General features: G+C 72.3%; 8 protein-coding genes and 1 pseudogene. 3 read left to right on the top strand and 6 right to left on the bottom strand.

Annotation, left to right across the window (positions count from 1 at the left end; all coding sequences use genetic code 11):
- Window positions 1-10: 10 nt before the first annotated feature.
- The 3 genes from ACFC09_RS19190 to ACFC09_RS19180 form a co-directional block, all read right to left on the bottom strand.
- Complete coding sequence (locus ACFC09_RS19190; RefSeq protein ID WP_376529604.1) at window positions 11-766, bottom strand: type VII secretion system-associated protein; 756 nt, start codon at window positions 764-766, stop codon at window positions 11-13.
- Complete coding sequence (locus tag ACFC09_RS19185) at window positions 723-18989, bottom strand: lonely Cys domain-containing protein (RefSeq protein ID WP_376529602.1); 18267 nt, start codon at window positions 18987-18989, stop codon at window positions 723-725. The genes ACFC09_RS19190 and ACFC09_RS19185 overlap by 44 nt, the downstream gene beginning before the upstream one ends.
- A 991-nt stretch (window positions 18990-19980) precedes the next feature.
- The gene (locus ACFC09_RS19180; protein WP_376529600.1) at window positions 19981-20166 is read right to left on the bottom strand and encodes a hypothetical protein; all 186 of its coding nucleotides are present in this window, start codon (window positions 20164-20166) and stop codon (window positions 19981-19983) included.
- 467 nt (window positions 20167-20633) lie between these two features.
- Here ACFC09_RS19180 and ACFC09_RS19175 point away from each other — a divergent pair.
- Window positions 20634-20844 (top strand): annotated as a pseudogene (locus ACFC09_RS19175) (hypothetical protein); the annotation flags it as partial.
- An 11-nt stretch (window positions 20845-20855) separates the two neighbouring features.
- On the opposite strand, the gene ACFC09_RS19170 reads toward ACFC09_RS19175, so the two are convergent.
- From ACFC09_RS19170 to ACFC09_RS19160, 3 genes are all read right to left on the bottom strand, one after another.
- Window positions 20856-21311 carry a CAP domain-containing protein gene (locus ACFC09_RS19170; protein WP_376529598.1) on the bottom strand — a complete coding sequence of 152 codons (456 nt, stop codon included), beginning with the start codon at window positions 21309-21311 and terminating at the stop codon, window positions 20856-20858.
- Window positions 21312-21973: 662 nt separating this feature from the next.
- Window positions 21974-23164, bottom strand: coding sequence for a hypothetical protein (locus ACFC09_RS19165; protein WP_376529596.1), 1191 nt, complete (start codon window positions 23162-23164; stop codon window positions 21974-21976).
- 308 nt (window positions 23165-23472) lie between these two features.
- On the bottom strand, window positions 23473-24753 hold the full coding sequence (locus ACFC09_RS19160) for a ThiF family adenylyltransferase (protein WP_376529594.1): 1281 nt from the start codon (window positions 24751-24753) through the stop codon (window positions 23473-23475).
- A 47-nt stretch (window positions 24754-24800) separates the two neighbouring features.
- On the opposite strand from ACFC09_RS19160, the gene ACFC09_RS19155 reads away from it, so the two are divergent.
- On the top strand, window positions 24801-24962 hold the full coding sequence (locus tag ACFC09_RS19155) for a hypothetical protein (RefSeq protein ID WP_376529592.1): 162 nt from the start codon (window positions 24801-24803) through the stop codon (window positions 24960-24962).
- Between the two features lie 12 nt (window positions 24963-24974).
- The gene (locus ACFC09_RS19150) at window positions 24975-26288 is read left to right on the top strand and encodes a M14 family zinc carboxypeptidase (RefSeq protein WP_376529590.1); all 1314 of its coding nucleotides are present in this window, start codon (window positions 24975-24977) and stop codon (window positions 26286-26288) included.
- Window positions 26289-26850: the final 562 nt, after the last annotated feature.

The raw sequence follows: 26850 nt of genomic DNA, 5'->3' as shown, positions 1-26850 counted from the left end.
CGATATTGGATCACTTTCGCTCGTCCGTGTCCCCGTCCCCCTCCCCATCCCTGTCCCCGTCCCTGTCCCCGTCCCTGTCCCCGTCCCTGTCCCCGTCGTTGTCCAGTGCTCCCGCGGCAACCGTCCCGCCCCCGGTGCCGCGCGCGATCGTCTCCGCCAGCGGACCGGGGTCCAGAACCGCCCCCGCCGGGCTGGGCGGATTGACGTACAGCCGGTGTCCGGGCGGCAGTCGGGACAGCAGCTCGGCCGTGGTCCGCCGGGCGAAGGCGAAGCCTCCCACGGCGTCGAGGAAGACGGGGGAGCTGAAAACGGGGACGACGGGGGTGCCGTCCGCGGCCGTGGCGGTCACCGGTGCTCCGTCGGGCAGTGTGAGCACGGCGAGTTCCGCGGCTGCCAGGGCGTCGGCCACGGCCTCGGGCGGTCCGTAACCGGTGACGGCGAGTTGGAGCGCGGCGTCGACGGCGTCCGCGGGCTCCGGCCAGTCCAGGGCCTGCGGGGAGGGCCGGTAGGCGTCGTTGTCCTGCCACTCCTCGATCTCCCCGCCGAGCCCGGAACGCCACCGGCCGACCACCGCGTGGTCGGGCGGCAGGCCCTCGCCCCGCCAGCCGGGATCGACCATGCTGATCCAGTGGTTCGGGGCGAGCCGGGCGGCCCTGACCACCTCCTCGGGCGGCTCGGGCAGGCCGCCCGGGAAGGTCGCGCCGGGGTTGCCGAGAGCGGAGTCATCGGCGGTACCGGGGTTGCCGGGGTCCTGTGGTGAGGGCACGGGCTGAGGAGACTGCATGGGGTCGTCCTGATGGTGTGAGGGTGGCCAGAGGGTCGCTGTCGGGCCGCCGCTGGTCCACCGGCGGGGCAGGGTCGAAGTGCCGTACGACGCCGCCTGGTCCGCTGATGGCGATCCGGATACCGAGGTCGGCCGCCGCCAGGGCGGCGGCGGTCTCCGTGACGGTGACACGGCTGTCGTCCCACTGCCGCAGCAGCCGGTAGCGCTGGGCTAGGGAGAGGGAGACCTCCCCGGGGGACAGCCCTCCGGCGAGCCCGGCGTAGCCGCGCTGCTCGTCCGTCACCCGCACGTCCAGGGCGTTCAGTTCGGCGAGGGTCAGTGCGCGGCCCGGACCTGCCCAGCCGTCGGAGGCGAGGTGCGGGGCGTACTGCCCCGCGTCGGGTTCGGCGAGCCGGGACTCGACCCACCGGTGGAACGCGTCGACGGCGTCCGGCCGCGAGAGCAGGGCGCCCAGGCCCGGACGCTGCAAGCGGCCGAGCGCGTAGACCTTCAGCGCGTCCGCCAGCGCCCTGGGCAACCAGTCACCACTGTCCGGTATCTGCTGCACTGTCAGCCCGGGGACCCGCGAGCCCGTGCGCAGCGCGGGGTCGTCCGACGACTGCCGCACTCCGTCCAACTGCCTCATCGCATCGTGCAGTTGCGGGTAGAGTCCGTTCACGGGGAGGCCGCTGCCGAAGGTCCGGACGACTGTCTGGTGGTACAGGGCACCGGGGGCTGGGTGTATGGGTGTGGGGTGTACGGGTGTGGGGTGTACCGGGGTGGGATTTACGGGGGTGGGATTTACGGGGGTGGGGTGTACAGGGGTGAGGTGTACGGGTGTGGGGGACTCCGGCTCGGGGGTGCGTGGTGCGGGGCCGGTGGCGTGGTTCTCCGCGCCCGGGGCGAGCACGGCGAAGGCGTTCGCCGCGTTCCCGGCGGCGGGGGTCGGTCCGGGTTCGGCCGGTGGGACGGAAGGGTCGGTCGGCGTCCGGGGTCCGGTGGTCCCGCGCGCCGGGGGGACGGGCATCGGAGGACGCGAAGGCGGAGGGACCTGTGCGGCAGCGGCGGTGCCACGGGTGTCGCCCTGCCCCTGGCGCCGTACGCCTAGACCGCCGCGGAGCCGCTGGGCGAGTTCCCTGGCCGCCTGCCGTGACCCGTCCTCCGCCGCCAGCAGGTCGGCGACCTGCCGTACGGCGGCCTGGAACCGGTCGTCGGCGTACCGGGGGTCCGCGACGGCGGGCTCGGGGTCCACCGGCAGGATCAGCCGCAGGGCCCGGTGCCAGTGCCGCTCCATGTCCCGCTGGGGGGTGTCCGGATCGGCCGCGAGCACGCTGTTCGTGAAGTCCGCGTACGCCTGGTTCCAGATCCGGATGGTCGCGCGGGCGGCGACGGCGTGCACCTCCTGGGGCCAGCTGCCGGTTTCCAGCATCAGCTTTCGGAGCTGGTCGACGGGCTCGTCGGCGTCGTAGATGCCCTCGGGGCCGGGGATACCCAGTCCCGAACGGTCGGCGGGGAGGTCGCGGTCCGTCACCTGCTGGGCGATCCATCGGCGTTGGGCCTCGTCCAGGGCCACGACCGGTACGGAACGTGCCGGCGAGTCCGGTCCCGGGTACCGGCCGTCCCGCGCGTCGTTCTCCGGGGTGTCGAAGGATCGCCCGCCGCCGTCGGTACGGCGGCCCTCGACGAACGGATGGTTCGACCTTGCAATCGACGTCGCGGCCGTCGTAGCCGCAGCCGCAGTCGCGGTCCTGGTCGTCGTCTCGGTCGTCGCGGTGGTCGTCGTCGTAGCGGTCGCCGTCGCCGCCGTCGCCGCCGTCGTAGCCGTCGTAGCAGTCGTCGCCGTCGTAGCGGTCGTAGCAGTCGGCGGATCCGAAGACGGCACCATCAGCGGGGGCGGTGGCGGAGGCGGATTCGTCGGAGCGGGAGGTGCGAGGGGCGCAAGGGGCGCGGGGGGCGCCCCCGTGGGGGTGAGCGGGTGGGGCAGGGCGGACAGGTAGGAGTCGCCCCGGCGGTACACGGTCGCCTCGCCGAGCGGTTCGGTGGCGTTCGGCCCGGCGCCGGAGAACCGCCGTGCGGTGCCGTCCTCCTCGACCACCGTCAGGTTCACGCCGAGCGTACGCGCGGTGACCGAGGCGGCCAGCTCCGACGTGGCGTCGTCCCAGCGGCGGGCCCGCTGCACATGCAGCCGGACCAGGCTCAGCCGCTGGAAGGGGCTGAGCTGATCGCGTACGGCGCCGGTCAGGCGTCCCCCGTCGGCCTCGATGGCCGCGCGCAGACCGGGGTCGCGCAGGGTGCGGAACGGGATTCGGGTTTCCAACTCCCGTGTGTGGAACGCCGCGTCCGGGTCGAGGGCCGCGTCGGCGGGCAGATCCGGGCTGTGGGCGACCCGTTCGGCCAGCCGCACGTGGTGCACGGGGCGGCCGGGCAGGGCGTGGGCGACCGCGGCGTAGAAGCCGTTGCCGTTCACATCCGGTCGGTGCAGGTCGTAGACCTGGGTCCGGCCGTCGGGTGCGGTGGCGGTCAGGGTGCGGTGGTCGGTGGCGGCGTCGAAGCGTACGCCGGGTTCCTTCGGGTCCGGCTGCCAGGGCGGGCGGGTGTAGGCCGGGCGAGCCCCCTGACCGATGTCGACGCTGTTCTTCCCGTTCTTCTTCTTGTCCTTCTTCCTCTCGTCCTTCTTCTTCTCGTCCTTCTTGGCGGCCGGTGTCCTGTCGGCGCTGTTCGCGGGCGGCGGGGTGAAGGTGACCTCGGCCGGTTCGGGGGTGGTGCCGAGCTGCCTGCGGCCCTCCGGGGTGGCGTTGAGCTGGTGCCAGCGGGTCAGCCGGTCGGCGCCCTCGCGCACCCCGGCGTACTCGTTCGCCAGGGTCTCGGCGGTGGTGCGCGCGGTGTCCAGCCGGGTGGTGAGCGCGTTCAGCTCGGTTCGTACGGTGTTCCGTGCGTCCTGGGCGGCGGTCACCTCGGCGGCTGCCGCCCGCCGCAGGTCCGCCAGCCGGCTCTCGGCCTGTTCCAGCTGCTTGCTCTGGAGTTCGGCCCAGCCGTCGTGGGCGGGATCGGAGGACCGTACCTCGTCCTGGAGGTGCCGTACCACCGCGCGCGCGTTGACGATCCCCGGCAGGTTCTCGGCGTCGCGGACGGTGAGCGCGGCCAGGTTCCGCTCGGCCTGCGCCAGCGCCGTCTCCAGCCGCGCCCCCTCACCGCGGCGCAGATCCCAGTAAGCCCTGTCGGCGGCCGTCCACGCCTTGTCCGCCTTGGTGACCGCATCCCACGCCTTGGCCACCTTCGGCGGGAAACCCGTGTCGTCGATCAGACCGAGGTCGCGGGCGACGTCCTCACGCACCCAGGCCAGCACGGCCGTCCGCGTCTCCACCGCCTGCGGCACCCGCCGGGTGTCGCCGAACGGGCTGCGCAGCACCCGCACCGCACCGCTGTCCTTCACATGGTGGTGGACGGAGGCCACGCTCAGCCAGGTGGTGGGGATGGCGAAGAGGAACGAACGCGTCGCGTTCGGCTTGACGTTCACCGAGGCCAGCCGGTCACCGCCCGCGGTGAACGCGTCGGAGTCGGTCGAGGAGTCACCGGGACCGGAGGTCCCCATCTGGTTGGAGCCGGTCTCCTGCGTCGACGTGAGCGGACCGCCGCCCAGCGCGGACTCCGTGGTGCCGACCCGGGCGGCGGACATGCCGCCGGCCTGCGTGTGCCGCTTGGGTGCCTCGTGCTTCATGCCGTCCGTGACGGTGAGCAGCTGGGCCCCGCCGAAGTCGGGCCTGGAGTACAGGGTCAGGTCGCCGTCCGCGCCGCCGAAGAAGCCCCGGTCGGTCAGGCCCGGCACCTGGTAGCCACCGGGGTTCAGCGTCTGGTCGTAGAACGCGGTCAGCGCCCCGTTGCCGGTGGCGTCCTCCAGGTTCTGCGCGGAACCGGTACCCGCCCGGGTCAGCGGAGTGTCCAGCGCCCTGGCCATCAGCCGGTCACTCGGACGGCCGGTGCGCGGCAGCTCGATCGACGCGTCGTACGCGCCCGCCAGCGCGAGGGTGTTGGCGTTGTGCAGCTGGTCCAGGCCGACGATCCGGCGGACCTTGAACCCGTCCTCGGGCAGGGCGAACGGCTTCGTACCGCCGTCACGCGGATGCCGTACGTCGTGCCAGCCGCCCGCACCCATGGCGCGCGGCACGTCCACCTTGCGGGGGGTACCGGGCGGGGCCAGGACCGGCGGGGCCAGCGGGTCGGCTTCCTGGGCTTCGCCGTCGGCCCGGACCGGCGGATCGGGGCGCATCAGGCTGAGCGGGTAGTGCTCGATCAGGTCGCCCACCTCGCCCTCGGAGACGATGGACAGCCGGCGCCGACCGGTGGCCTTCCGCACCCACCGTGCGGCCCGCTCGCGGATACGGTCCCCGGTGGAAGCCGTGCTGCCGGCAGTGGCAGCCGTATCGCCGGCGGTCGTCGCCGTGTTACCGGTCGCTGAAGTGGTGCCGGCCGCCGAAGCGGTGCCGGTCGTCGCCGTGGTGCCGGTGTTCCTCGTGTCGCCCGGGACGCCCGTGTCCGTGATCTCCAGGCTCAGCCGGAGCCGGTAGCGGGTGACGTACTCGCCGTGGGCCTGGGTGGTCGTCGCCGTGGCGATCCGCACACCGCCCTCGGCCCGGTTCTGCGACACGTTCTGCTGGGTGGAACCGATCTCCGAGTAGGTCGGGCCCGCCGCCAGCACCGTCTCGTTACCGGTGTGCGCGCCCTCCGTGATGACCGTACCGATACTCGCGCCCGAGGCCCGGTCACGGCCCTCCTGGACCGTCTCCACCGCGTGCCGGTGCTCCTCCAGCTCCACACTGTGACCCAGGCCCCCGAACCCCGGACCACCCGCCTCCGCCTCGGCCTCGGCGCGGGGCACCTGGACGGGAATCAGTTCCGCGCGCGCCCTGGCCCGCCGCGAACCGATCCAGAACTGCACCGTCCCCGAACCCCACCGGCCCACCCCCGCCGCCACCGACGAACCGGCACCCACCATCTCCTTGCCGATGCCCCGCACCACCCGGTCCGAGACCAGCCGCATGACCGTGTCCCGGTCCGCCTTCGACAGCCCCAGCGGACGCAGCTTACGGTCGAAGTCAGCCAGCACCGACGCCGTGTTCAGCGAGTTCACCGGGAAACTGCCGAACGGATTGGCCGCCAGCCAGGGCTGCGGCGACCAGGAGCGACCCGGACGGCCGGAGCGGCCGTCGTACAGGGGCACCCCGCCGTCCGGAAGCAACCGGCCGTCGGGGCCCGTGCTCCAGCGGTCCGTCAGCAGACCCAGCCGGTAGGCGCTCTTCTCCGGAATGTGCGCCGTCCAGCCGTTGTCGATCAGCACCCGGCGCCCCGCGGTCCCCGCCAGCCGCCGCCACATGCGGCGCCAGCCGAGCGCCCGCTGACCCACCGTCGAGGAGGCCGCCGCGATCTCGTGCTGGACATCGCCCGTCACCAGCACCTGACGGTTGAAGTCCTTCCGGTTGATCTCCGCGATGGCGTTGCGCAGGACGACGGACACCCGGGAACGGTCCAGCCGGTACGGACTGACGGCCACACCGTAGGTACCGGACACGCCGGGCCCGGCGTCATGGGAGTGCAGATAACCGAGCTGGCCGCCGAAGAACAGGGAACTGGTACGCGAGTTACGGCCGGCGACCGGAGTGACACCACCGATCGTGGTCTCCGTGTCCACCGGGACCCCACCGGTCAACGCGGTGATACTCCCGGGCAAGACCCACGTGCGGTGCGCGACCACCGAGGACCGGTTCAGATACGGCGCCTTGTCCCACAGCCCCGCCACCCGCCACGCCAGCGGACTCGACGTCTGGTCGAAATTGGCCGTCAGATACTGGCTCTGGAACGCCCGCAGCACCGCGTCGTGCGAGGGAGCGCCCTCCTGCGACAGCAGCCACGAGTTCCCGGACGCCTCCTCCAGCGTCTCCTGAGCGGCCTGGATCAGACCCGGGTCGGCGGTGACGGCCAGGGTGAGGTACGGGTGCTTCTGGTACGCCGGGACACGACGCCGCGCCGCCTGCTGGAACAGTTCGGGGGTCGCCAGCGCCAGATCGTGGGCGACCCGGTACGGCATGCTCAGCGGCCGGCCGTAGTGGTCGGGCCGGGGACGGGCGGGGACGGGCCTGCTCGGGGTGTGCTCCGCCGGGATGCTCACCAGCACCCGTCCGGTCACCGGCGCCCGGCCCGAGCCCGGCCCGATCAGCGGGCGTTCCCGGTCGGCGAAGACGAACGGCTGGGTGCCCAGCAGGTTCAGGAAGAGGGTGCCGCGCAGCAGGCTGCGGAACCGCCAGAAGCCGCCCTGCCGGGCCGTTATGGTGAGGTCGTAGTGGTAGAGGTGCGAGCCCTTGGTGCCGATGGACATGGCCTCGTGCGTGACACTGGGGCCGTAGGAGTTGTCGGAGTCCCGCCGGACGCCGTAGCGTCCGCCCATCGACACCGTGCCCGCGTGCATCGGCATGCCGATGTTGTCGGTGGAGGTGTCGCGCACCGACACCAGGCCCTCCACGCCGACGTGCGCACCGCGCCCGCCGCTCTGCTGCCCGCCCAGGTTCTCGCTGCCCGGCGCGCTGAACCGCAGCCGCAGGTCCTTCTGGAACCCCTCGTAGCGCCGCCCGGTCAGGCGGGCGTCGATCCACACGTACCGCAGCCCCCGGCTGACCCGGCCGGAGTCGACCAACGCGATCCGCAGCCCGGTGGTCCCCATCGCTTCGAGGGTGCCGGCCATGCCGTGGTGCGTCAGCGTGTTGAGTACCTCAAGGGAGTTGGAGAGCACGATCTGGAAGTGGTCGGCGTCGCGCCAGCGCGGGTTGTCCGGGTTGAGTTCGGCCAGTGGCGCGACCAGGTCCGGGTGGATCCGGGCGACCTCGTCCAGCGTCCGCTCCGCGACGTGTTCGGCGAAGGTGAACTCCCGGCCGCCGGCGGTACGGGTGACGGAGCCGTCGGCGAAGGTGAACTCCTCCACACGGGCCATGCCCAGGGTCGTCGGGTCGTTCTCGGCGAGATACGGCGGCGCGGCGGGCTCGGCGGTACGGAGCAGGCCGTCGCCGAGGCCGGCCAGCCGCCGGGCCTCCGTGGCGGTCATCCGTTCCACGGCCCAGGTCTCGAAGGTCCGGCTGCCGGGCAGTCGGCTCCACGTCGACGGCGGGTTCTTGCGCAGCTTGCCGCGCCGCCCCCGCCCGTCGCCCCGCTGCTCGGGCAGCGGCGCCTTGGTGTCGGGCGGCGCGGTGACGGTGATCACCTTCTGGACGAGGTACACGCCGGTGGGGTCGCCCTTGGCCTGTCCCGCGGACTTGAGGGCGCCGGTGCCGCCGGTCGTCGAGGTACGGCTGCGGGAACTGCCGTACCGGGTGTTGATCCCGAGCAGCACCCGCAGGTCGAACTTGCCCTGGCTCAGGCCGAAGAGGTGGAAGGCGGGCCCGAGCGCGCCGCCGATGTCGGTGTTCTTCGAGCGGCCGATCACCCGCTCGTTGCGGACCGTGGACTGCATGATGTCGCGCAGTTCGGCGGCCTTGGTCTCGCTGATCCGGACCGCCTCGCCGGAGCGGACCTCCACCGAGAAGACACCGAGCGGCGACTGGCCCGCCGAGTCGCGGAAGAGGGGCGGTGTGGTGGTCCGGCCCGCGTTCAGCGTGCGGCTCATCCGGTGGAAGCCGTCCGTGGAGAAGAAGTCGCCCAGCTGCGAACCGGCGAAACTGTCCGACTTGACCCCGGCCTGCTGCAACGCCCAGTCGTGGATGTGCGCCATCGGGCCGTATGCCTCGGTACCGACCAGGCGGTAGGAGGGACGGCCGCCGAGGTTCATCCGCTCCGGGAGCGGTTCGGGCAGCGCGGTGTCATGGGTGAGGCTGTCGGCGAGCCGGGCCCCCACACCGTCCCGGACGGCGAAGCCGAGGACGACCGCGCGGCTGCTGCCCGCCGGGACGTACGTGCCGGTGTCGTCCACCGGTCGGCCCAGCCGGTCGGTGACCGTGGCCTCGTACCAGACGTCCCCCAGGTGGGGGTGGGACCCGCCGGTGGTGCGGGTCTCGATCTGGTTCACCACCTGGTTCTGCATGTGGTACTGCGCCCGCTTGCCCCATGCCTTGCGGAAGTGGACCCGCCCCCACACATGGAACTTCTCCTTGGCGGGCCCCAGCGGCACGGAGGGCAGCAGCGAGGTGGAGGTGCTGTTGACGGCGGCCCGGCCGGTGGTGCTGGCGAACCGCTGCATGGTGTCCACCTTGACCGGATTCGCGTAACCGAACGTGAACCGGCTCCAGTTCCCGTACGGCCGGGCCCGCACCGTGACCACCCGGGTACGGCCACCCGTGGTGCGGTAGGTGAACCGCTGTCCGTCGCCGAAGAAACCACGCGGATTGCGCGCCACCCGCAGCTCTATGTCCTCCTGGAGACTCCGCGGGGTGGTACCCCGCCGTTTCTTGGGCGCGGCGGGCGCCACCTTCCCCCCGAGCCGGCCGACGATCTCCGCCGCGACCTGGCCGCCGCCGCGCAGCTCGGGGTCGCTCTGGCCGAGGGTGTAGGAGCGGCGCAGGACGTCGGGGGACAGCCCGGGAAGCAGGGAGGCGACGCCGCCCATGTAGGCGGGCAGCCGGGTCCCGTCGGTGAACCGCACCGGTCCGCCGCCGTCCAGGGGTGCGGCCGGCAGGTCCCGGTCGATGCGCGGCGGCCTGCGCCGGTCCAGGTCGTGGCCGACCCAGGCGGGCGGCCGGCTGCCACCGGGCCGTACGGTCGCCCGGCCCGGCACGGGCAGCGGCGTGGGAGGGACGGGGGGCGCCGGGGCGTCCTCGGGCACGGTGGTCAGCGGGGTGCCGCCCAGGTGTGTAGGAGGCGGCAAGACGAGCCGGGGGCGGCGTCCGCGGGGAGCGGGGCCGGGGGACGTACGGGCCGCGGCCGTGGTGCCGGGCCTCCTCGGTGGGGCGGACGTGCGGGTACTCGCCGGGGATGCCGCGGACCGCGTTCCGGAGTGGGCGGACCGGTAGGCCCCGGAGAAGGGCTCGTCGACCGACAGGGCGAACCGCTTGGGGCTGGAGTTGGCCCAGTAGCGGTCCCGGTCCGGCAGGGCGGTCATCTCAAGGCGGGTCTTCCCCGTCGCCGGGTCCTGACCGAGACCCAGCGGATAGAGCGCCGAGGTCACCACGCGGCCGGCGCCGTTGCGGTCCGTCAGGGCGTCACGCAGTCCCCGGGCATCCCGCCCGAGCCCCACGGGGATGACACGCACCGCCTTGACCGGCCACATCTTCCGCATCAGCGGATCGTGGCGGACCAGTTCGGAGATCTCCGCATGCGCAGCGGACCGGACCCTCCCGTCGGAACCCGCCATCGCGACCTTGCCCGGTTCGGCGCCCGGAGTCAGGACCAGCACATACGGCTTGCCCGGCTCGTACTCCTCGGCCCACGGCGTCGGACGGTACGACGGCTCGCCGTCACCGGCCGGAGGCACCAGCGCGAACTGCTCGGTGTCGAGCGGACCGCCGTACGTGTTCAGCGACCAGTTCCGCACCACGGCACCGCCGTTCGCCGACGGGACCACGGTGCTGTCGGCGAACGCGCCGTGCCGTTGCAGGTCGAAGGCGGCGAGCGCGGTCGGGTTGTGCACGTCCCGGCCGATCGCCGCCGCGCCGGCCGCCGTCCACAGCAGTGCCTCCCGGTGTGCCGGATCGCTCGGGTCCGCGTCCGCGGGCAGATGCAGCACCTGCCGCGTCAACGCGTCCGTGTCGGGGTGGCCGTCCACCGCCTCGACGGCTTTCACCACGGCCCACAGCAGCGCCCGGCGGTCGGCCGGCGTCACGCTCTGATCCGCCGGGATGCCCAGCGCGTCACGCGCCCGCCCGTCCACGTCACCCGACGCCAGCAGCACGTCCCGTGCCCGGTCCACCGAGGGCAGTGAAACGAACCCGGACAGTCCGGCCTCGCCGTCGGCGTCCAGCGCGGCGCGCGCCGCCCGAGCCGTGGCCCGCACGGCATCCGGGTCCAGAGACCGGGGCAGCGGGCTGCCGGCCTCGGGCCGCTGCCCGGTGTGCGCCCACACCACCCGCTCCAGCAGCTGGGGCGTGAACACGCCCCCGCCGGCGTAGTCCAGGTCCTGCCGCCGCAGTACCTCGACGGCACCCAGTCCGCTCATCAGCTCCCGGTAGGCGTCCCGGTCGTCCTCCACCGACACCCCGAAGACCTGACGCGCCATACGCACCAGCCGCAGCGAGGCGTCCCGCCGCGCCTGCGTGCCGATCGAGGGGTCGTCCAGGTTCGCCATCCGCGCGACCGCGTCCAGACCCTCGGCATCCGGCTCCTGCCGCACCTCCCGGAAGTCGGCCAGAGTCCCCAGGGCGGACGTGTATATCCCTTGGCGGTGCTGTGACCCGCTCCAGCCCTGCTCATATATCCGGTCAGGAGCGAAAACTTTGCGGGTGAGCCTGAGTTCGTTGACGAGCGTCTGGACAGCGGACGGGGCGTCGAGGGAATCGGCTACGAAGGGAGGGGGGCTGTCATCGGCGACCGGCACGCCACCGTCGGGAGTGTCCGCCCAGCACGACAGGAACACGAGCGGAACGCCCGGCGGAAGCCCGCGCAGCCGAGGCTGGAGATAACGCGCGAACTCCTCGGCCCGCAGGGTCTTGGGATCAAGGTCGGCAACGTCCACGCCGGTGCGGCCAGGTGATCCGTGCACCAGTACGAAGAAGCCCTTGCTCCCCCGCCACGGCACCGGACGCGGAGCCCCGGCCGGTCTCCCGGTGGCCGGATCAAGGGCGTACCACTCGGTCAATGACGGCAAGCGCGCGTCTACGCCCTCGTTCCGCCACTGACGGGTGAGGTTGTCCACCAACAGTACGGACGGACGCCAGTCGTCGCCGACCAAGGTGACACTCGTGATGTGGGAGGCGTTGATCCTGGTCCCGTCGGTTGCCAGGAGCTGTTCCTCCAGCTCGCCCGGCTGGTCGAGACCGGCCCCGTCGTTCCTCACCCAGGTGCCCAGCGGCAGCTTCACGTCACGGCTGTCCACCACGTTGATGCGGGGACGGCGCGTCAGCGGATCCGAGCCCAGCACGGCCATGCCGGTGTGCGCCCACACCTCCCGTCGCGTACGGAACGCGGCCAGATCGGGCAGCTGACGGTCCATGTCGGCCGCCATCGGCGAGATCAGCGCCACGTCGACGGCGGGATCAGCAGCCGCCAGCACGGGATCCATGGCGAGCAGTTCGGCGAACACCTCGGCCGAGAGCTGCCACTGCCTGCCGTCGGGCAGGGTCAGCTCCGCCCGCGTATGGTCACCGCCCGAGGTGCCGACCAGATAGGTGTCCTCCGCCCACGGGGCTTTGTGGTCCTGGCTGTTCGGGCTGTCGAGCGACACCACGTGAAAACGGCTGGTGTCGACGGTCCTGACCCGGTCTCCCTTCCAGTTGCGGCCCCGGGGCGTCCCGTCCGGCGCGACGTACAGCGTGTCGTCCGAGAACAGGCCCTGCCTGCTCAGATGGAAAGCGGTCAGGGCTGCCGGACTGGTGGCCTTCCCGGCGGCCATCGCGTCCGCGACCAGCTCGTACAGCGGGCGCAGCCGGTCCGGCACCGCGTCCGCGTCGGGAGAGGTTCCCGGGCGGGGGGCGCCGGCCTGCGCGGGGTTCCGCACGGAGCCGGGGCCTGCCGTCGGGCGGGGCAGCAGCAGGTCCGCGACGTCGTCGAGGTTCTGGGAGCGGGGCGTCGAGGCGGCGATGTCGAGCCGCGGGAACAACTGCTCCAGCTTGTCGAGCACGGGCGACAGGGGCGACCGCTCGATGTCGACGACCACCCGGCGCCGCGCGACCCGCGCGGCACTCCCGGTGGCCGTGCCGCTCACCGGAAGGTCACGGCCGCCGCTGCGTACGGCGATCGGGAAGTCGTCGACATCGATGTCACCGGCCCGGCGTGCCCGCGCCGAGTCCAACGCCGCACCCGAGACGCGCAGTTCACGGCCGATCGCGGCGCGCAGCGCGTCGGCCACGGCCTGCGCCCGCTGCTCACCGGTACGTTCCGCCTGCCGGACGGCTCCGGAACCGATCGCGAACCGGGGGCCGTTGCCGTAGCCGGTGACGGTGAGCCGGCCGACGGGCAGCCGGGCGTTCAGGTCGCGCAGCCCGTCGGCCACGAACCCCTTGGCGAGGAGGTCGATCTGCCCCAGCGCGTCGTCGTCGAGTTCCTTGCTCTTGTCGGCGAAGCCGATGTACGGCCGGGGCGGAGCCGGGATCGGTACGGCGGCCGTGACCGAGAACTCGGCGAACTCGGCGAACTCGGCGAACTCGGCGGCCGGTCTCCGCGGAGCCGGGTTGCCGGGGGCGCCGCCACGTCCCTGGGGCGGCTGCAACCCGGCGATCAGGTGCGCGATGGCCTCGCCCCGGTCGTGGGCGATCCGGCTCTGCTGCCAGGGGGACAGTCGGTCGTGGTACGCGGCGACCTCTTCCGCGGTCGCCGGGTCGCGGTCCGGCCGCATCCTGGGCAGCAGGGTGTTCACCCGGGCCAGCACGGCCGGGTCCCAGCGGAGGCCCTGGCGTGTCTCCTGCGGCTCCTTCGCACGAACGGGCTTGGGCTTGGGCTCCGGCTCGGGCTTGGACTCGGGGCCGGCGGGCCCGATGCCGTCGGTCTCGTCCTGGGCGCCGAGGGCGTCCCTCCGTACCCGCCGAGGGCCCGGCGGCACGGCCTCACTCGCCACCGTCCCGCTGAGCGCCGGCACGGGCTCGGGGTCCTTCTTCGGCGCGGGCCCCGCCTTCGGTGCGGGCACGGTGGCCTGTCCGGTCTGTGGAAGCACCGGCACCGGCACCTTCGGCGCCGGCCGCACCGGTGCGGTGACCGCGGGCGGAGGCGGGGGCGGCAGGTCGGTCTGCCGGGTGGTGCGGGTCACCTCCGGGGCGGGCGGGAGGGCTTCGGTGGTGCGGAAGAGGAGGTCGCCGACGAGCCAGCGCCGACGGCCGTCCGGCCCCTGGAACTCCATCACGGCGAGGGCGCGGGCCCGGTGGCCGGTCAGCCCCGAGCCGTCGGCGCCCTCCTTGGGCGTGCCGATGCGCTTGAGTTCACGCCGCTGGCTGGACACGCTGGAAATCCCGCCCAGGCGCCGGTTGTTCCCCAGCAGCGGAACGTTCACGGTGCCCCGGTCGGTCCCGGCGGCGTTCACCGGCGAGCCCGTGAAGGTCACCGAGGCGCCCAGACTCCCCTCGGCCTGGCTGACGAAACCGTCCACGGACAGCTCGACCCGGTCGATCGCCACGTCCTTGCCGGTGGTCTCCGGACGCGGGGAGAACAGGCTGACCTTGAGCAGGGTGCCGTTGCCGCCCGGACGTCCGAGGAACGGCCCGGCATGCGCGGACGAGAGCACGGTCAGCCGGTTCGAGGCGACCAGCTCCGTCAGCCGCAGCAGCCGGCCCTCCGCCGACCGGGACGTACCGAAACCCCGTGGCCCCTTCAGGGACTGGTCCACCTCGCCGAGCGCCCTGGCCACCATGGCAAGCCCCTTCGGCCCACCGAAGTCGAAGATGTGGAACGGCTGGGCCGGCACCCACTGCGGACCCGCCATCAACTCCCGTACATCGGACGGGACTTGGTCCTCGTCGATCTGGAGGGCGAGTCCGTTCCCGTCCGGTGTCGGGCCCGGACGCAGGGTCGGGTCGAAGTCGTACAGGACAGGCTGGACGGAATGGGCCCGCTTGCCGCCGTCGACCGGGGTCTCGTTCGCGTCGAAGCGCAGGCTCGCCGACGCCAGGACCGAGCCGCGGTCCCGGCTGACCGGACTCGGGAGCTGCCCGAGCTCCGGGAGCAGATCCAGGATGCGGGTGGCCCGCCCCATCCACAGCAGACCCTGCCCGACCCCGCTCGCCGCCCTGTCCACCAGCTTGACCAGCATCGCCTCTTCCAGCGGCCGGGAAGTGACCTCGTATTCAAGGACGTAGGGGACGCCGTTGAACTCGGCGCTGTTGCCGGTGCGTTTCCAGGTGCGCAGCTCGCGGGCGGAGGACTGGGTGTCGAGGGTGGAACGGCCGCTGGTCAGGCTCAGCTGGGGCAGGACCTGGTTGCCGCGGACCTGCCCGGCCGGCTGGAAGGCCAGCGTGTGACTGCGGCTGGTGCCGGTACTCACACTGGTCGCGCCGGGCTTCTTCAACGCGGCGCCGTCACCGCTGGAACGCCCGAAGACGTTGTCCACGCCCGAGTTGGGGTCGACCATCCGGCCGAGCTGGGCGTCCAGGTCGGTGCCGTCCGCGGGCCTGGCCCGCAGCACGACCTCCACCAGCCGCGGCCCCGCCCAGGAGCGGTGCACGAAGTGGAAGGCGATACCGTCCTCGGGTCCCGGCCCGGCGTTCGGCAGGGTACGCATGCCCAGCGTGCTGGTGTGCTCGCTGATCCTGCTCAGCACGTAGGGCAGGTAGCCGGAGTGGCCCGGCACGGTGATCCCGGGGGACCCCTTCTCCACCGCGGCGAGCACGGCGTTGTGGAACGCCTTCCGGCCGCCCCGCGCATGCATCTCGGTGACCGCGCCGCCGCCCATCGCGCCACGGCCGTCGATGTACCAGGACGGCAGTTTCCGCTCCAGCGGCCGCTCCTCCTCGGGCGCCGCCGGGACGCCCGGGATGTTCCGCAGATCGGGGTGGTTGCGCAGGTCGTTGTCGACGAGCAGGAACTCCACCGCGTCGGGCACCTCGACCACCCGCTTGCGCTCCAGGTACGGCCCGGGACGCAGGGTGCCGACATAGACGTTGTTCAGACCACGGCGGACGGTGACGACGTAGACCGCCTTCGCGGTGAACCGGTGCACCAGCGTGGTGTCCTCGGTGGTGACCCGGAACGCGCCCGTGTTGTCGTTGACCGTCACGCTTTCCGTGGTCGACGTGTCGTACTGGTGACGGCCCACCGGGTTGGCCGACCGGCGCGTGTTCCCGAACCGGCCGCCCACCCTGCTCGTGAACGTGTGCCCGGAGGTGACCGACTCGGTGGTCCTGAAGTTGTCAGTGGACTGCAGCCACCGTTCGGAGTCCATCTTCGGCGGCTGCGGCATCAGCTTGAGGTCGGTGAGATAGCCCTCCACCGTGACGGTCACATCGGTTCCGGCCGCACCACCGGGCGTGCCGCCGCCCTCGACCTCGTACGAGTCCCGGAAGATGCGCAGCGAGTTCGCCGTCATGTGCTGCGGGGACAGTGCCAACCGGTGCACCTGCTCCGACGGCGCCGCCGCGTCCGTGACCGGCTCCCCCACCGCGAGGCGCTTGACGAACCGCCACGTCGGCGCCGCCCCGGACCACTCGGCCACCCACCGCCCCCCGGCCCAGGCGACCTGCCCGCCGAGATCGGCCAGCTTCCCCTTCCACGACCAGGCGTTCGGATCGACTGGTGCGCCGGGCCGGTCGGAATCGGCGCCCGGCGCGTCCCGCTCAAGGTCCAGCACGTGCGGCGTGGTGTCCGGCGCATCCTGCGCGGTGTCCGACGCGTCCGGCGTGTCCGGCGCATCCTGCGCGGTGTCCGGCTCGTCCTCGGGGAAGGCACCGGGCACCTGCGGCATCGCCTGCGCCCGAGCCCTGCGCTCCAGCTCGGCCACTTCCTCGTCCAGCCCGGCCAGGCTGTCATGGACGACGGCCTTCACCGCCTTGCTGCCCTCGACCCGGTCCGCCCACCACGTCTCCGGCGGCCGCAGCACACCGTTCTGATACGTGTGCCCGTCCTCAGGACCCGCCAGCCCGGCGGTGTCCTCCTCCGTCAGATCCCGCACGGTCACCCGATGCGGAACCTGACCAGGTGCGGGCCGCTCCTTCAGCGTGCGGTACGTCGGCACCGCCATCCGCACCGCACCGTCCGCCTCCGACTCCGCCAGCCTCCCACCAGCAACGTCGGCGATCTTCAACCGGTGCGTCACCGGAATCCGGAAAACTTGGGTGCCGTCCTCGGTGGGGCTCAGCGCATAACTCTCGTGCCCGGTACCGGAAGCCGCCCCGTGGATCTTCGCCTTCGCCCGGTGATACGCGAACCCGCCGCCCACCTGGTTCAACGGCTGGTTCGCACGCGCCGTGTCGAGCGGGTTGCTGACCGCCCCGGCGACCTCGGCGCTCATGGCCGCCGGAGTCGAGCTGAACTGCTCCTCCCCCGCGACCGACGCACCCGTGTAGTTCAGCGTCTGCACATCCGGCAGCACCCGCTCGTGCACCACACCGTCGTGGGGGTCCGGCCCGGGATACCGGCGCTCGACGACATGGGTGAGCGTGATCCGCCGCCCGCCGTCCGTCGTGGGCAGGTCGAACGTGGTGTCCGCGCCGCCCTCGATCGCCTCCTCCAGCTCCGAACGCGACCCCAGTTGCTCCCGGATCCGGTCCAGCTTCTGCTGGTTCAGCAGTCGCGCCGTCCGTACCTCGTCCGCCACCAACGGATCCAGCCACTCCGCCACCGCCGAGTGCGGGGGCAGGAAACCGTTGTCCCGCAGCCACTTCTCGGCATCGGCGAGCAGCGGCTCGGCACCGGAGACCTCCAACGGCGTCGTCGACACCGCCAGCGACCGCAGCTCCGACAGGTGCGACGGCAGATACCGGAGTTCGGCCTCCGTGGGTTCGTGCCCCAGCGTCGCCAGCGACGGCACCTTCATCGTCACCGGGTACCGACGGTCGGGATCGGCCAGCGGCGTACCCCGCGCCGGACCCAGTTCCTCCCCCGCCGGACGGACCAGGCTGACCCTCAGCTTCGCCCGCGCTCTCACCTGGAAGAACGGCTTGGCCGCGCGCAGCGAGTGCACGATCCGCGCGCTGCCGCCTCCCGTCAGGGTGTGCACGAACTGGTGCTGGACGCCCGCCTGGGCGGTCAAGGAGCCACCCAGGCCCGCCACCCCCGTCTCCGGGTCCGCATCACCGCCGAAGACGAACGACAGCCCCGGGATCGGCAAGTTGACCCCTGCCGAGTTGGTCACCGACGAACTGCCCTGCACCTTCACCGACCGCAGGACATACGACTCCACCACCGCGTTCTGCGTCGTCGGCCCCGTCACCTCGGCGTCGTCGTCGAAGTCCATGCTCAGCTTCAGATAGCCGATCACCGAGCCCGAGGCATCCTTCAGCACCGGCGCGGGCACGGAACCCGTCCACGCCATCGGCAGCTGCGCCCGGTCGTTGCCCTCGGTGAAGTACTCCAGCAGCGCCTCCTTCGACTTGTCCGACAGATCCCCCAGGCTGCCCTTGAACGAGGCCATCACGTCCGCGAACAGCTGATCGGCGTCGGAAATGCCGATCGGCCCGCACAGCGGGACCTCGTTCCGCAGCCGTCCCATCGGCGCGGGTACGGTCTCCGGGTCCGCCGGGTCCGGCACCGGCAGACCGGTCGCCTCCGCCGCATGCTTCGGGAACCACACCACCAGCCGGTCCGGCGCGGACCCCTCCGCCGGCTCCCAGCCGTCCTCCGGAACCCGGCCCGCCAGCAGTTCCGCGGTGGCATCGCCCCGCCGCAGCTCCCAGTCCATCTCGTACGCGTACGGGAACGTCCGCTCCCGGCTGCGCACGATGACCATGGGCTGGACGACCTGCCCCATTGTCGTCTGGGTGCTCACCTGGTTGTAGACGATGTTCGCCTGCGGACCCGCGGCGACCTGACGCAGCTTGCCCTTCCGGGTGTTGAAGGTGTGGGTATAGGCCACCGAGCCCGACCGCAGCCCGCTCTCCGCCGCGGTGTCGTCCGTCTCCGCGATCCCGAAAGCCCAGCGCTGCACCGTCACCGGCGGACCGCCGTCCGGCATCAGATCCATCCCCGGATCCGCCTTGCCCACCACGGCCAGGCGCCGCCGCAGCGAAACCGGATACCACGACCCCTTGTACGCCACCTTCAACTGCAGACCCGACCGGCTGGCCAACTGCGAACGCTTGTCCGTCAGCAGACGCTGCGTGAGCACCTTCTCCACATCGGCGTGGAACTGCGCATCCGGCTCGTTGTCCCCCTCCACCACCCGGAACACCTGCTGCCGCAGCCACTCCACCGTCCGCTGCGGCACCGGGTCGGTGAACGCCTGATCCGTCTCACCGTCCAGCCGCGTGCCGTAAACCCGAACCGGGTCGCTCAGCTCGGCGTACTCCAACTGCTCCCGCACGAGATCGTTGAAGTCCGAGAGCCCCGCCAGCGCCTCGTCCGACAAGCCGCCGGGCTGCGGTACGAGCGCCGGTACCGGCTCCACGGACTCCTGTACCGGCGGCACCGGCACCTGTACCTGTACCTGTACCTGTACCGGCGGCTCGTTCTGCTCCACCGTCGGCACCTGCGGCTCGGAGGACCGGGTGACCGGCGGCGCAGGAGCCAGTGCAGGAGCTGGTGCAGGAATCGGTGCAGCCGGTGCAGCCGGTGTAGGAATCGGTGCAGGAATCGGGGTGGCGTCCGTGGAGGCGGAGGTAGAGGCAGAGGTGGAGGTGGAGGTGGTGGGGATCGGCGCGGGAAGGTCGACCAGCTCCACCGCCTCCGTCTCCGTCTCCGGAACGGACGACGATGAAGTGGGCATGATCCTGTCAGAGCCGCGCGCGCCACCACGCAGGCGGGGACGCAGACCGAGGTCGTGCCGGAGGCGGTCGGCCTCGTCGGCCTCGTCGGCCTCCGGTACGGGCTCGTCGGCCTCCGGCACGGGGGACTTGCCCTTGTTCTGGCCGTCCGGCGTGCTGACGGGCGAGTTCGGGGGACGCCGGCCGGGCCCGTCCGGCGCGCGGGTGGGGCCGGAGGACGTGGTGGCCGGGGAAGGGGCCGGTGCCGGAGTCAGAGTCGGGGCCGGGGAAGGGGCCGGTGTCGGGGCCGGGGCCGGGGTTGGGGCCGGGGCCGGGGCCGGGGCCGGGGCCGGGGCCGGCGAAGGGGACACGTTCGCGTCCGGGCTCGGAGTCTGCCTCAGGTCCCGAATCTGGTGCTGGTGCTGGTTCTGGTGCTGGTTCTGGTGCTGGTTCATGTGCTGGCCCGGCCCCTGCCCCGGCTCTCGTCCTGGCCCGGCCCCTGGTCGGTCTGTGGATCCTGGGGCGATCCGGTGGAGGTTGTCGGAACGTTAATGCGGGGCATTTCGCCACCGACCGTGGGCCGGCGGCCGTTGGCGGTGCCGTTGTTGTGGCCGACGCCGCCCCCGGAGCCGGCGCCGGGGCCGGGGCCGGGCATCGTCGAACCGCTCGTCAGAGTGGACGCGGAGGACGAGAAACTGCCGCTCCTCCCCCCGGGACCGCCGACGGCGCCGCGGTTCTTCGCCCCGTTCCCGTCACCACTGGAGGTGTTCACGCGTCCGGACCTTCCGCCGGAGCCGCGCCGCCCCCGCCCCAGTTCCGGGAGTTCGTCCCCCTTGAGCCGTTCGGCGAGCAGAACTTGGTGTTCGGGTTCCCCAGCCGGCCCATGACCGTGGAGATACCCGAACGCAGGCCAGCCTCGACCCGTTCGCTGAGCCCGGCGTCCACGGAGGTCATCCAGTTCCAGCTCTCTGCTCCGCGACGGCGTCACTGGCGACTCCCCGGCCGGTCGAACCGGCGCTCGCCGGACGTGCGGTGTGGCGCTTGCTGGTTCAGGTACCGACACGGAGATCCGGAGGAGCGCATGACGCAATTCCCGACCACATTGCTTACTGATCCAAGCGTAAAGAACACCAATTTGACTGTGCAACAGTTGCCGCCCCTTGACACACAAGCATTAATGCGCACGCCGCATTCGTTCATCTTCCCGTCACGTTCTGGTATCACTGTGAACACGTTTAACGGTGAAAAGGGGCCTGCCCAAAGGGAAGTCGGGGTCTCTCCGGCCGCTCGGACGACCCGGCCCCCGTGGGCCGCTCCGGCGCATGCGACGCGCCCGGTGCCCGCCTCCCTGTCGCCGAGGCGCCGCAACCCGCGTCGGCCGGCACCGTGCGCGCACCCGTGGCGGAGGGCGCGAGGGCCACGTGCTGCCGCGCGGACAGTTGGTCGAGGGTCCCGTGCCGACCTCGTCGGACGCTTCGTGGGACACACCGCCCAGCTCACCCAAGAGGTGTTCGCCTCACCCCGCCCGGGTCGCCCTCGGACTTCGGCCGGGAGGCGGTGGACACGCTGCTGAAGCTGATGGAGGACCACCACGAGGACGTCGTGGTGATCGTGGCCGGGTACACCGCCGAGGCCACGGTCGGTCAGTGAGCGGCGAAGTCCTGCACCCACATGCGGCGGTAGGACGGGCCGCGCACGGCGATACCGGTGTGCCGGAAGGCGCAGTTGAGGATGTTGGCCCGGTGTCCTGGGCTGCGCAGCCATCCCCGGACGGCCTCGTCGGCGTCGTGCGGGCCGAGGAAGATGTTCTCGCCCGCCAGGTGCCAGCGGTAGCCGGCTGCGCGGATGCGGTCGCCCGGACTTGAGCCGTCGGAGCCGACGTGCGAATAGCGGGCGTGCCCGACCAGGTCGCGGGCGTGGCGGCGGGCCGCACGGCCGACCGCCGGGCTGAGCCGGAGCGGACGGCAGCCCGCGTTCGTCCGGGCCTCATTGGTCAGTTGCAGCAGACGGGTCGCCGCTCCGCCGCCGCGTGGACGGGCGGTCGCCGGGTTCCCGAAGGCCAGGACCGAGGTCAGCAGCAAGGCCAGAACGGTGATCATTTTTCGCATGGAGACTCTCTTCGCGGCAGGGTCGGCCCCCGCATGGACACGTCGTTGGTGCTGAGGCCGGGCAGGGCCGAGCCCGCTACGGCCCGGGGCGCCCCGGGTGGGCCAGGTGGGCCGGGACCTCGGAACTCTGGAAGGAAGGGGACGGCACCGGACGGCACCGGGCCCGCGCAACCGGCCGGGAGCGCCGCCCGGGTCAGGGATTTCCCGGCGGTCGTGGCGTATGCGCCGCCCGGATGCGGTGCACCGCTGTGGGTGACGTGGTGTCCCCCGGCGAGGGACGGCTCCGCACGTTTGACCCCGGCTGACGAACGGCAACTCCGGTGTCACACAAGTAACTTCGCGACCGCCGGGGCCCACATCGGATGGAAGTCGCGCACCGGCGGGCGCCGGACGCCCGCTCACCGCTCGAACGGGTGCCGTGTACCGACCCGCAACGGGAGGACGCGTCGACCGGCGGGGCAGCTCGGATCGTTTCGCCGCGGAAGCCTTCGGTGACGCGACCACCGGTGGGCGCGGGTGACCCCGGTGAGCGGTGCCAGTGAGCGCCAGTGACGCCGATGGCCCGCCGGTAGCCGCTGGTGATCGCCAGTAGTCGCCGGTAGTCCGCTGCTGATCGCCGGTAGCCGCCGGTGAGCGTCCCTGTGGTGCCGCTCTCAGTCGGATCCCGCAGACCTGCGGGACCGGCGGCCACGCCACCGGGTGACCACCCACAGGACGTTGACCCCGCCCAGGGTGACCAGCACCGCGGCCGAGTCGGCGTTCTTCGCGAGACCGTGCTCCGGCCCCAGTCCCCGCGCCGCGCGGACCAGCAGGGTGACGTCGACGGGCAGGGTGACGGCGGCCATGAACGTCAGGCAGGCCACCGTACCGACCACGAGGACGACGCTGTACAGCCGGACGGCCCGCCGTTCGTGCGGAGGCAACCGGGTGCTCGGATCACCGTCCCCGGTGGCCCCGCCGGGGCGCGGGCCGCGCAGCGTCCGCCGGACCACGTACCGGGCGTAGGCGAGGCCGTCGCCGTACAGGTTCCGGCAGCCGGTGAGGTCCTGGAGCACGAAGTACAGGTCCGTACGCGTGAACACCATGAGCTGGAACGGCAGTGGCAGCAGGGCCAGCAGCACGGCCGCGGACAGCAGCCGGTGGGTGGTGGTCCCGGTGTCGGTCAGGGCGAGGACGAGGAGCAGGGCGGAGGCGACGGACAGGTTGAGGGCGATGCCGGCCAGGTAGGCGGTCAGCCGGTGGCGGCGGGGTGCGAGTTCGATACCGCTGATGTCGGTCTGCATGACGAGGAACTGCAACCGGGTGCCCAGCCGCATCCGGCCCGGCACGCCCGCGGCGCGGGCGGTGACCAGGTGCCCGAGTTCATGGGCCAGCAGCAGCGTCCAGCCGGCCGCCGCCCCGGTGACCAGGACCAGGCTGCCGTGCGGGCTCCAGAGCAGATCCCGGTACTCCGGCAGCAGGTCGGGACGGCGGATCAGTACGACGACGGCAGCGGTCAGCAGTGCTGCGACGAGCACGGGGAGCGCGGGATGCAGGGCGAACCGGGCCTGGCGGGGACGGAGCCACGGCAGTGACGCGCGAGCCGGCCCGCCCCCGGCGACCGGGCGGTCCCCGATCCGCGCCACGAACCCCAGGGCGGCCAGATCCCTGACGAAGTCCGTGACCTCGAACTCCTCCCCGGTCTCGTCCCGCAGGATCGCCGCCGTGCGGGCCACGTCCCGCCCCTCCCCCAGGAGTTCCACCGCCCGCGCCCCGGCCCGCGGCAGGGCGACGAAGGTCCGGGTGGCCATGCGGCCCACGATCCACTCGTCCCGGTCCCGCCGCACCGCCAGGTCGTGCAGCACGACGTGGGTCGACTGCTCGACGCGGATCGACGGCTCGACGCGGATCGATGGCTCGACGCGGGGAGGGTCCGGCGCCGGAGCGTCAGAGACGGGAGAGGTCGACGCCGGAGCGCCGGTCGCGGGAGGATCCGACGCCGGAGCACCGGTGGCGGGAGGCTCCTCGGCAATGGAAGGTCCTCCAGCCCCCGACAGTCCCCCAGCCCCCGACGGCCCCCGGGTCATGGAAGGTCCGCCGGTCACGGAAGGTCCCCCAACCCCGGAGGACCCCTCGGTCACGAAGGGCTCCCCGGTCCCGGAGGACCCCTCGGTCACGAAGGGCTCCCCGGTCCCGGGAGTTCCCCGGGCCCCGGCCGCACCGCCGGTTCCAGTTCCGGATCCGATTCCAGTTCCGGATCCGATTCCAGTTCCGGATCCGATTCCGGTTCCGGATCCGATTCCGGATCCGTCCGGCAGGCGGAGCAGTCGGGGCGGCGCTCCGAGCGCTGCATGATCGCGTCGCCGGGCACCATGAGGTTGAGGCCGAACCGGTATCCGGGGTCGATCCGCGGGATGCCGCACAGCAGCGTGAGGGCCGCCTGGGCCAGCAGGCCGCCGGACAGGCCCGCGGTCATGGCGTTGACCGGATTCCACGGCATCCGGGGCGAGGCGGCGTCCTCCTCCTGACCGGGTCCGAGTCGCAGATCGCGCCGCTCGGCCTCGGCGACGCGCAGGCATTCCCAGCACGCGCCCCGGCCGGGTGTGAAGACCCCGACACTCACCAGGGGGCCGCGGTAGCCGGCCTCGGCCCATGACGTACCGGTGGCCAGGCAGACCTGGTTGGCCCAGCTGCGGATCACGGCGGGGCGGTCGGCGGCCAGCAGCAGCACGTCGTAGCCCGGTTCGTCGCCGAAGCCGCCGGGGACGTCCGTCAGCAGGTCCGCGAGGTCCGCCGGTCCGCGTACCTCCCGGCGCTCACCGGTGACGGTCGCCTGCGAGTTCAGCGCGCGCAACGCCGACAGCGCCGCGTCGACCTTGGGCGTACCGAGGTCCTGTTCGCGAAAGAGCGTCTGCCGGTTGAGGTTGGACAGTTCGACGACATCCGGGTCGACGCAGTGCAACCGGCCCACGCCGGAGGCCACCAGGTCCCGTGCGGCGGCCGAGCCGGTGCCGCCGACGCCGACCAGCAGCACCCGGGCGCGACGCAGCCGCAGTTGCGGCTCCCAGGGACTCTCCCGTGGCTGGAGATCCATCCAGCGCATCAGCGTCATGCCCCGGCTGTAGCGCTCCCGTTCGTGCTCGGACAGTTCCGCGGGCGGCGCGGCGCCGGCGTCCTCCACGAACCCGGCCGAGGTCAGGTCCGTCATGGCCTGCACGATGTCCGGGGCTGGTAACCGCAGGTTCCGGTGGCGGCGGGAGACCTCGACGACGATCTCCGCGGCGTCCCGGGTGCCGTCCATGGCCTCGACGAGCGTCCAGACCCAGCCGTCGGGATCCTTGACCTCGGAACCGATGCCGTAGACGACGCTGCCGATCCGTATGTGACCGTCCACCGTCCGGTAGGCCCGGTGTTCGGGCTTGATCCGGGGCCGTCGCATCGCTTGCACCGTCATCTTCGCGCCAATCTCGTCAGTACCGGTGCCTCCGGCGGCAACGGTCGTTGACAACAGTCACGCCCTGCACCAAGCCTGGCAAGAGCACATCAAATCTGCGCACGCCACAGCCACCACCGGAAGGACAGGGCATGGCGAACAAGATCGAGATCCGTCCGCTGGACAAGAAGGAGACCACCGGCGACAGCGGTGGCAACGGCGGCTCCTGACCGATTCGAACGATGGACCGCTACCCCACGGTCGCGGACGTCACCGAGGCGGCACAGCGGCTGGTCTCCCGGTTCCCCGGAGCCGGGAGGCTGCGCCGGATCGGGACGTCCCGTGCGGGACGGCCGATCCTGATGCTGTCCGTGGGGCACGGTCCGCGCCACGTCCTGGTGGTCGCCGGACCCCACCCCGACGAACCGGTCGGCGGCGCGACCGCGCTCGCGCTGGCCGAGCAGGTGGCACGCGGCGACCGGCTGTCCCCGGCGATCGACCCCGCCGTCGTCACCTGGGACATCATCCTGTGCCTCGACCCGGACGGCGCCGCACTGAGCGACGTCGGCACCGCGGGGGCGACGACCGCCGCGGCCGGCCACACCCTGAGGCACTACTACCGCACCGCCTACCGCCCGATCGCGGCGGAACAGCCGGAGTGGGCGCCGATCGTCTCAGCGCCGCCCCCGGAGAGCCGCGCGCTGTTCCGGGTGATCGACGAACTGCGGCCCTTTCTCCAGTGCTCCCTGCACAGCACCGATGTGGGCGGCAGCTGGGTCCAGTTGACCCGCGCGCTCCCGGGGCTGGCCGCGCCGTTCCACCGGTCCGCCGACCTGCTCGGCATACCCCTCCAGCACGGCACGTACGACGCTCTGTACTGGGAGAATCCCAGCCCCGCGGTCTACGTCCTGCCTCCGCCGGACAGCACCGACCGGCTGGCCGCCGGGTCGGAGAACATAGGGCGGTCCACCTGGTGCGCCCCGGCGCGGTACGGCGGCGTCACGGCGATCGTCGAAGTCCCCATGTGGGCGACGGACATGGCCGCGGACCTGTCCCCGCACCCGGCGGCCGCACACGCGCTGCGCGACCTGGCCGGGCTGGTGCGGGACGGCGGACGGCAGGTGACCGCCGTCCTCGACAGGGCCCGCGACTTCCTGCCGCCGGCCCAGGACGACCCGCTCAGGCGGGTGGTGGAGTGGATGGCCGACGGCCTCTACGAAGTGGTCGCCGACTCCTGGGAACCCCTCGCCCGGCAGGCGGCCACGACCCCCGACGACGATCCGCGACGACTGACGACAGCCCAGGTGTCCGCCCTGGACGTGGTGGCCCGCCGACAACCGCTGCGCGCGGCGGGTCTGCTGCTACGGCTGCTGAAAACGGCGGACGCCCCCACCGCCCCGTGGCTCCACGACGAACTGGACGAGCTCCTCACCACCTGGTGCACGGACTTCGAGAAGGCCCTCCAGGTGCGCTGGATCCCCGTGCACCACCAGCTGACCCACCAACTGAACACGGTCGTCGCAGCCACCGAGAGCGCCCTGAAAGCCCTTCGGTGAAGGTGCCCAGGGACACGGGAGTACTCCGATCCCGACGAACGGCGAACGGCATTGCGCTGGGACGGGCGAGCCCGCCTGCGGCCACTCCGGCGAGGGCTGCGGCGCCAAGGAGCGAGGAGGAAGGAATGCGCTTGGACACGGAAAATCCCCGCAACCGCCACGCCACATCCAGTCGATGTGCAGCCCGCAGAGAGCGACAGACGACAACAGGTGACGTCAGGCCAGCCGGCCGCCGTGCGGCCACGGGCACCCCAGCAGGGCCGACCCGAAACCGGACCGACCCCATCTGACCTGCCGTTTTGCTAAATCGCCGAATTCACGTTCACGCTATTGCATGCCCTACACAGGGAAGCGGAACGTCCCATGCAGCGCTCCCGCCTGCGGAAACGTCGCTTCCGAGGCCCATATCCAGCACCGAACCAGCACGGTATCGACGAAGGGGCTGACTCCCAGAGGAGTCAACCCCTTCTGACGCGTAAATATGGCCTGGTCAGGGTGGGTGTGGGCAGGGCTGGGTGCCCGGTGGTCGCGGAGGGCCGCCGGGTGTCTGGGTTTGTCGGTC

Origin of the sequence: Streptomyces sp. NPDC056161, from assembly GCF_042268025.1 — a bacterium.
Classification (GTDB): Bacteria; Actinomycetota; Actinomycetes; order Streptomycetales; family Streptomycetaceae; genus Streptomyces.
This window is presented reverse-complemented; position numbering and strand designations above follow the sequence as displayed.

Bases quoted from the DNA above. Each gene is read 5' to 3' on its own strand.
- ACFC09_RS19150 (WP_376529590.1), top strand. From the start codon at position 24,975: ATGGACCGCTACCCCACGGTCGCGGACGTCACCGAGGCGGCACAGCGG.
- ACFC09_RS19180 (WP_376529600.1), bottom strand. From the start codon at position 20,166: ATGACCTCCGTGGACGCCGGGCTCAGCGAACGGGTCGAGGCTGGCCTG.
- ACFC09_RS19170 (WP_376529598.1), bottom strand. From the start codon at position 21,311: ATGATCACCGTTCTGGCCTTGCTGCTGACCTCGGTCCTGGCCTTCGGG.
- ACFC09_RS19160 (WP_376529594.1), bottom strand. From the start codon at position 24,753: ATGACGGTGCAAGCGATGCGACGGCCCCGGATCAAGCCCGAACACCGG.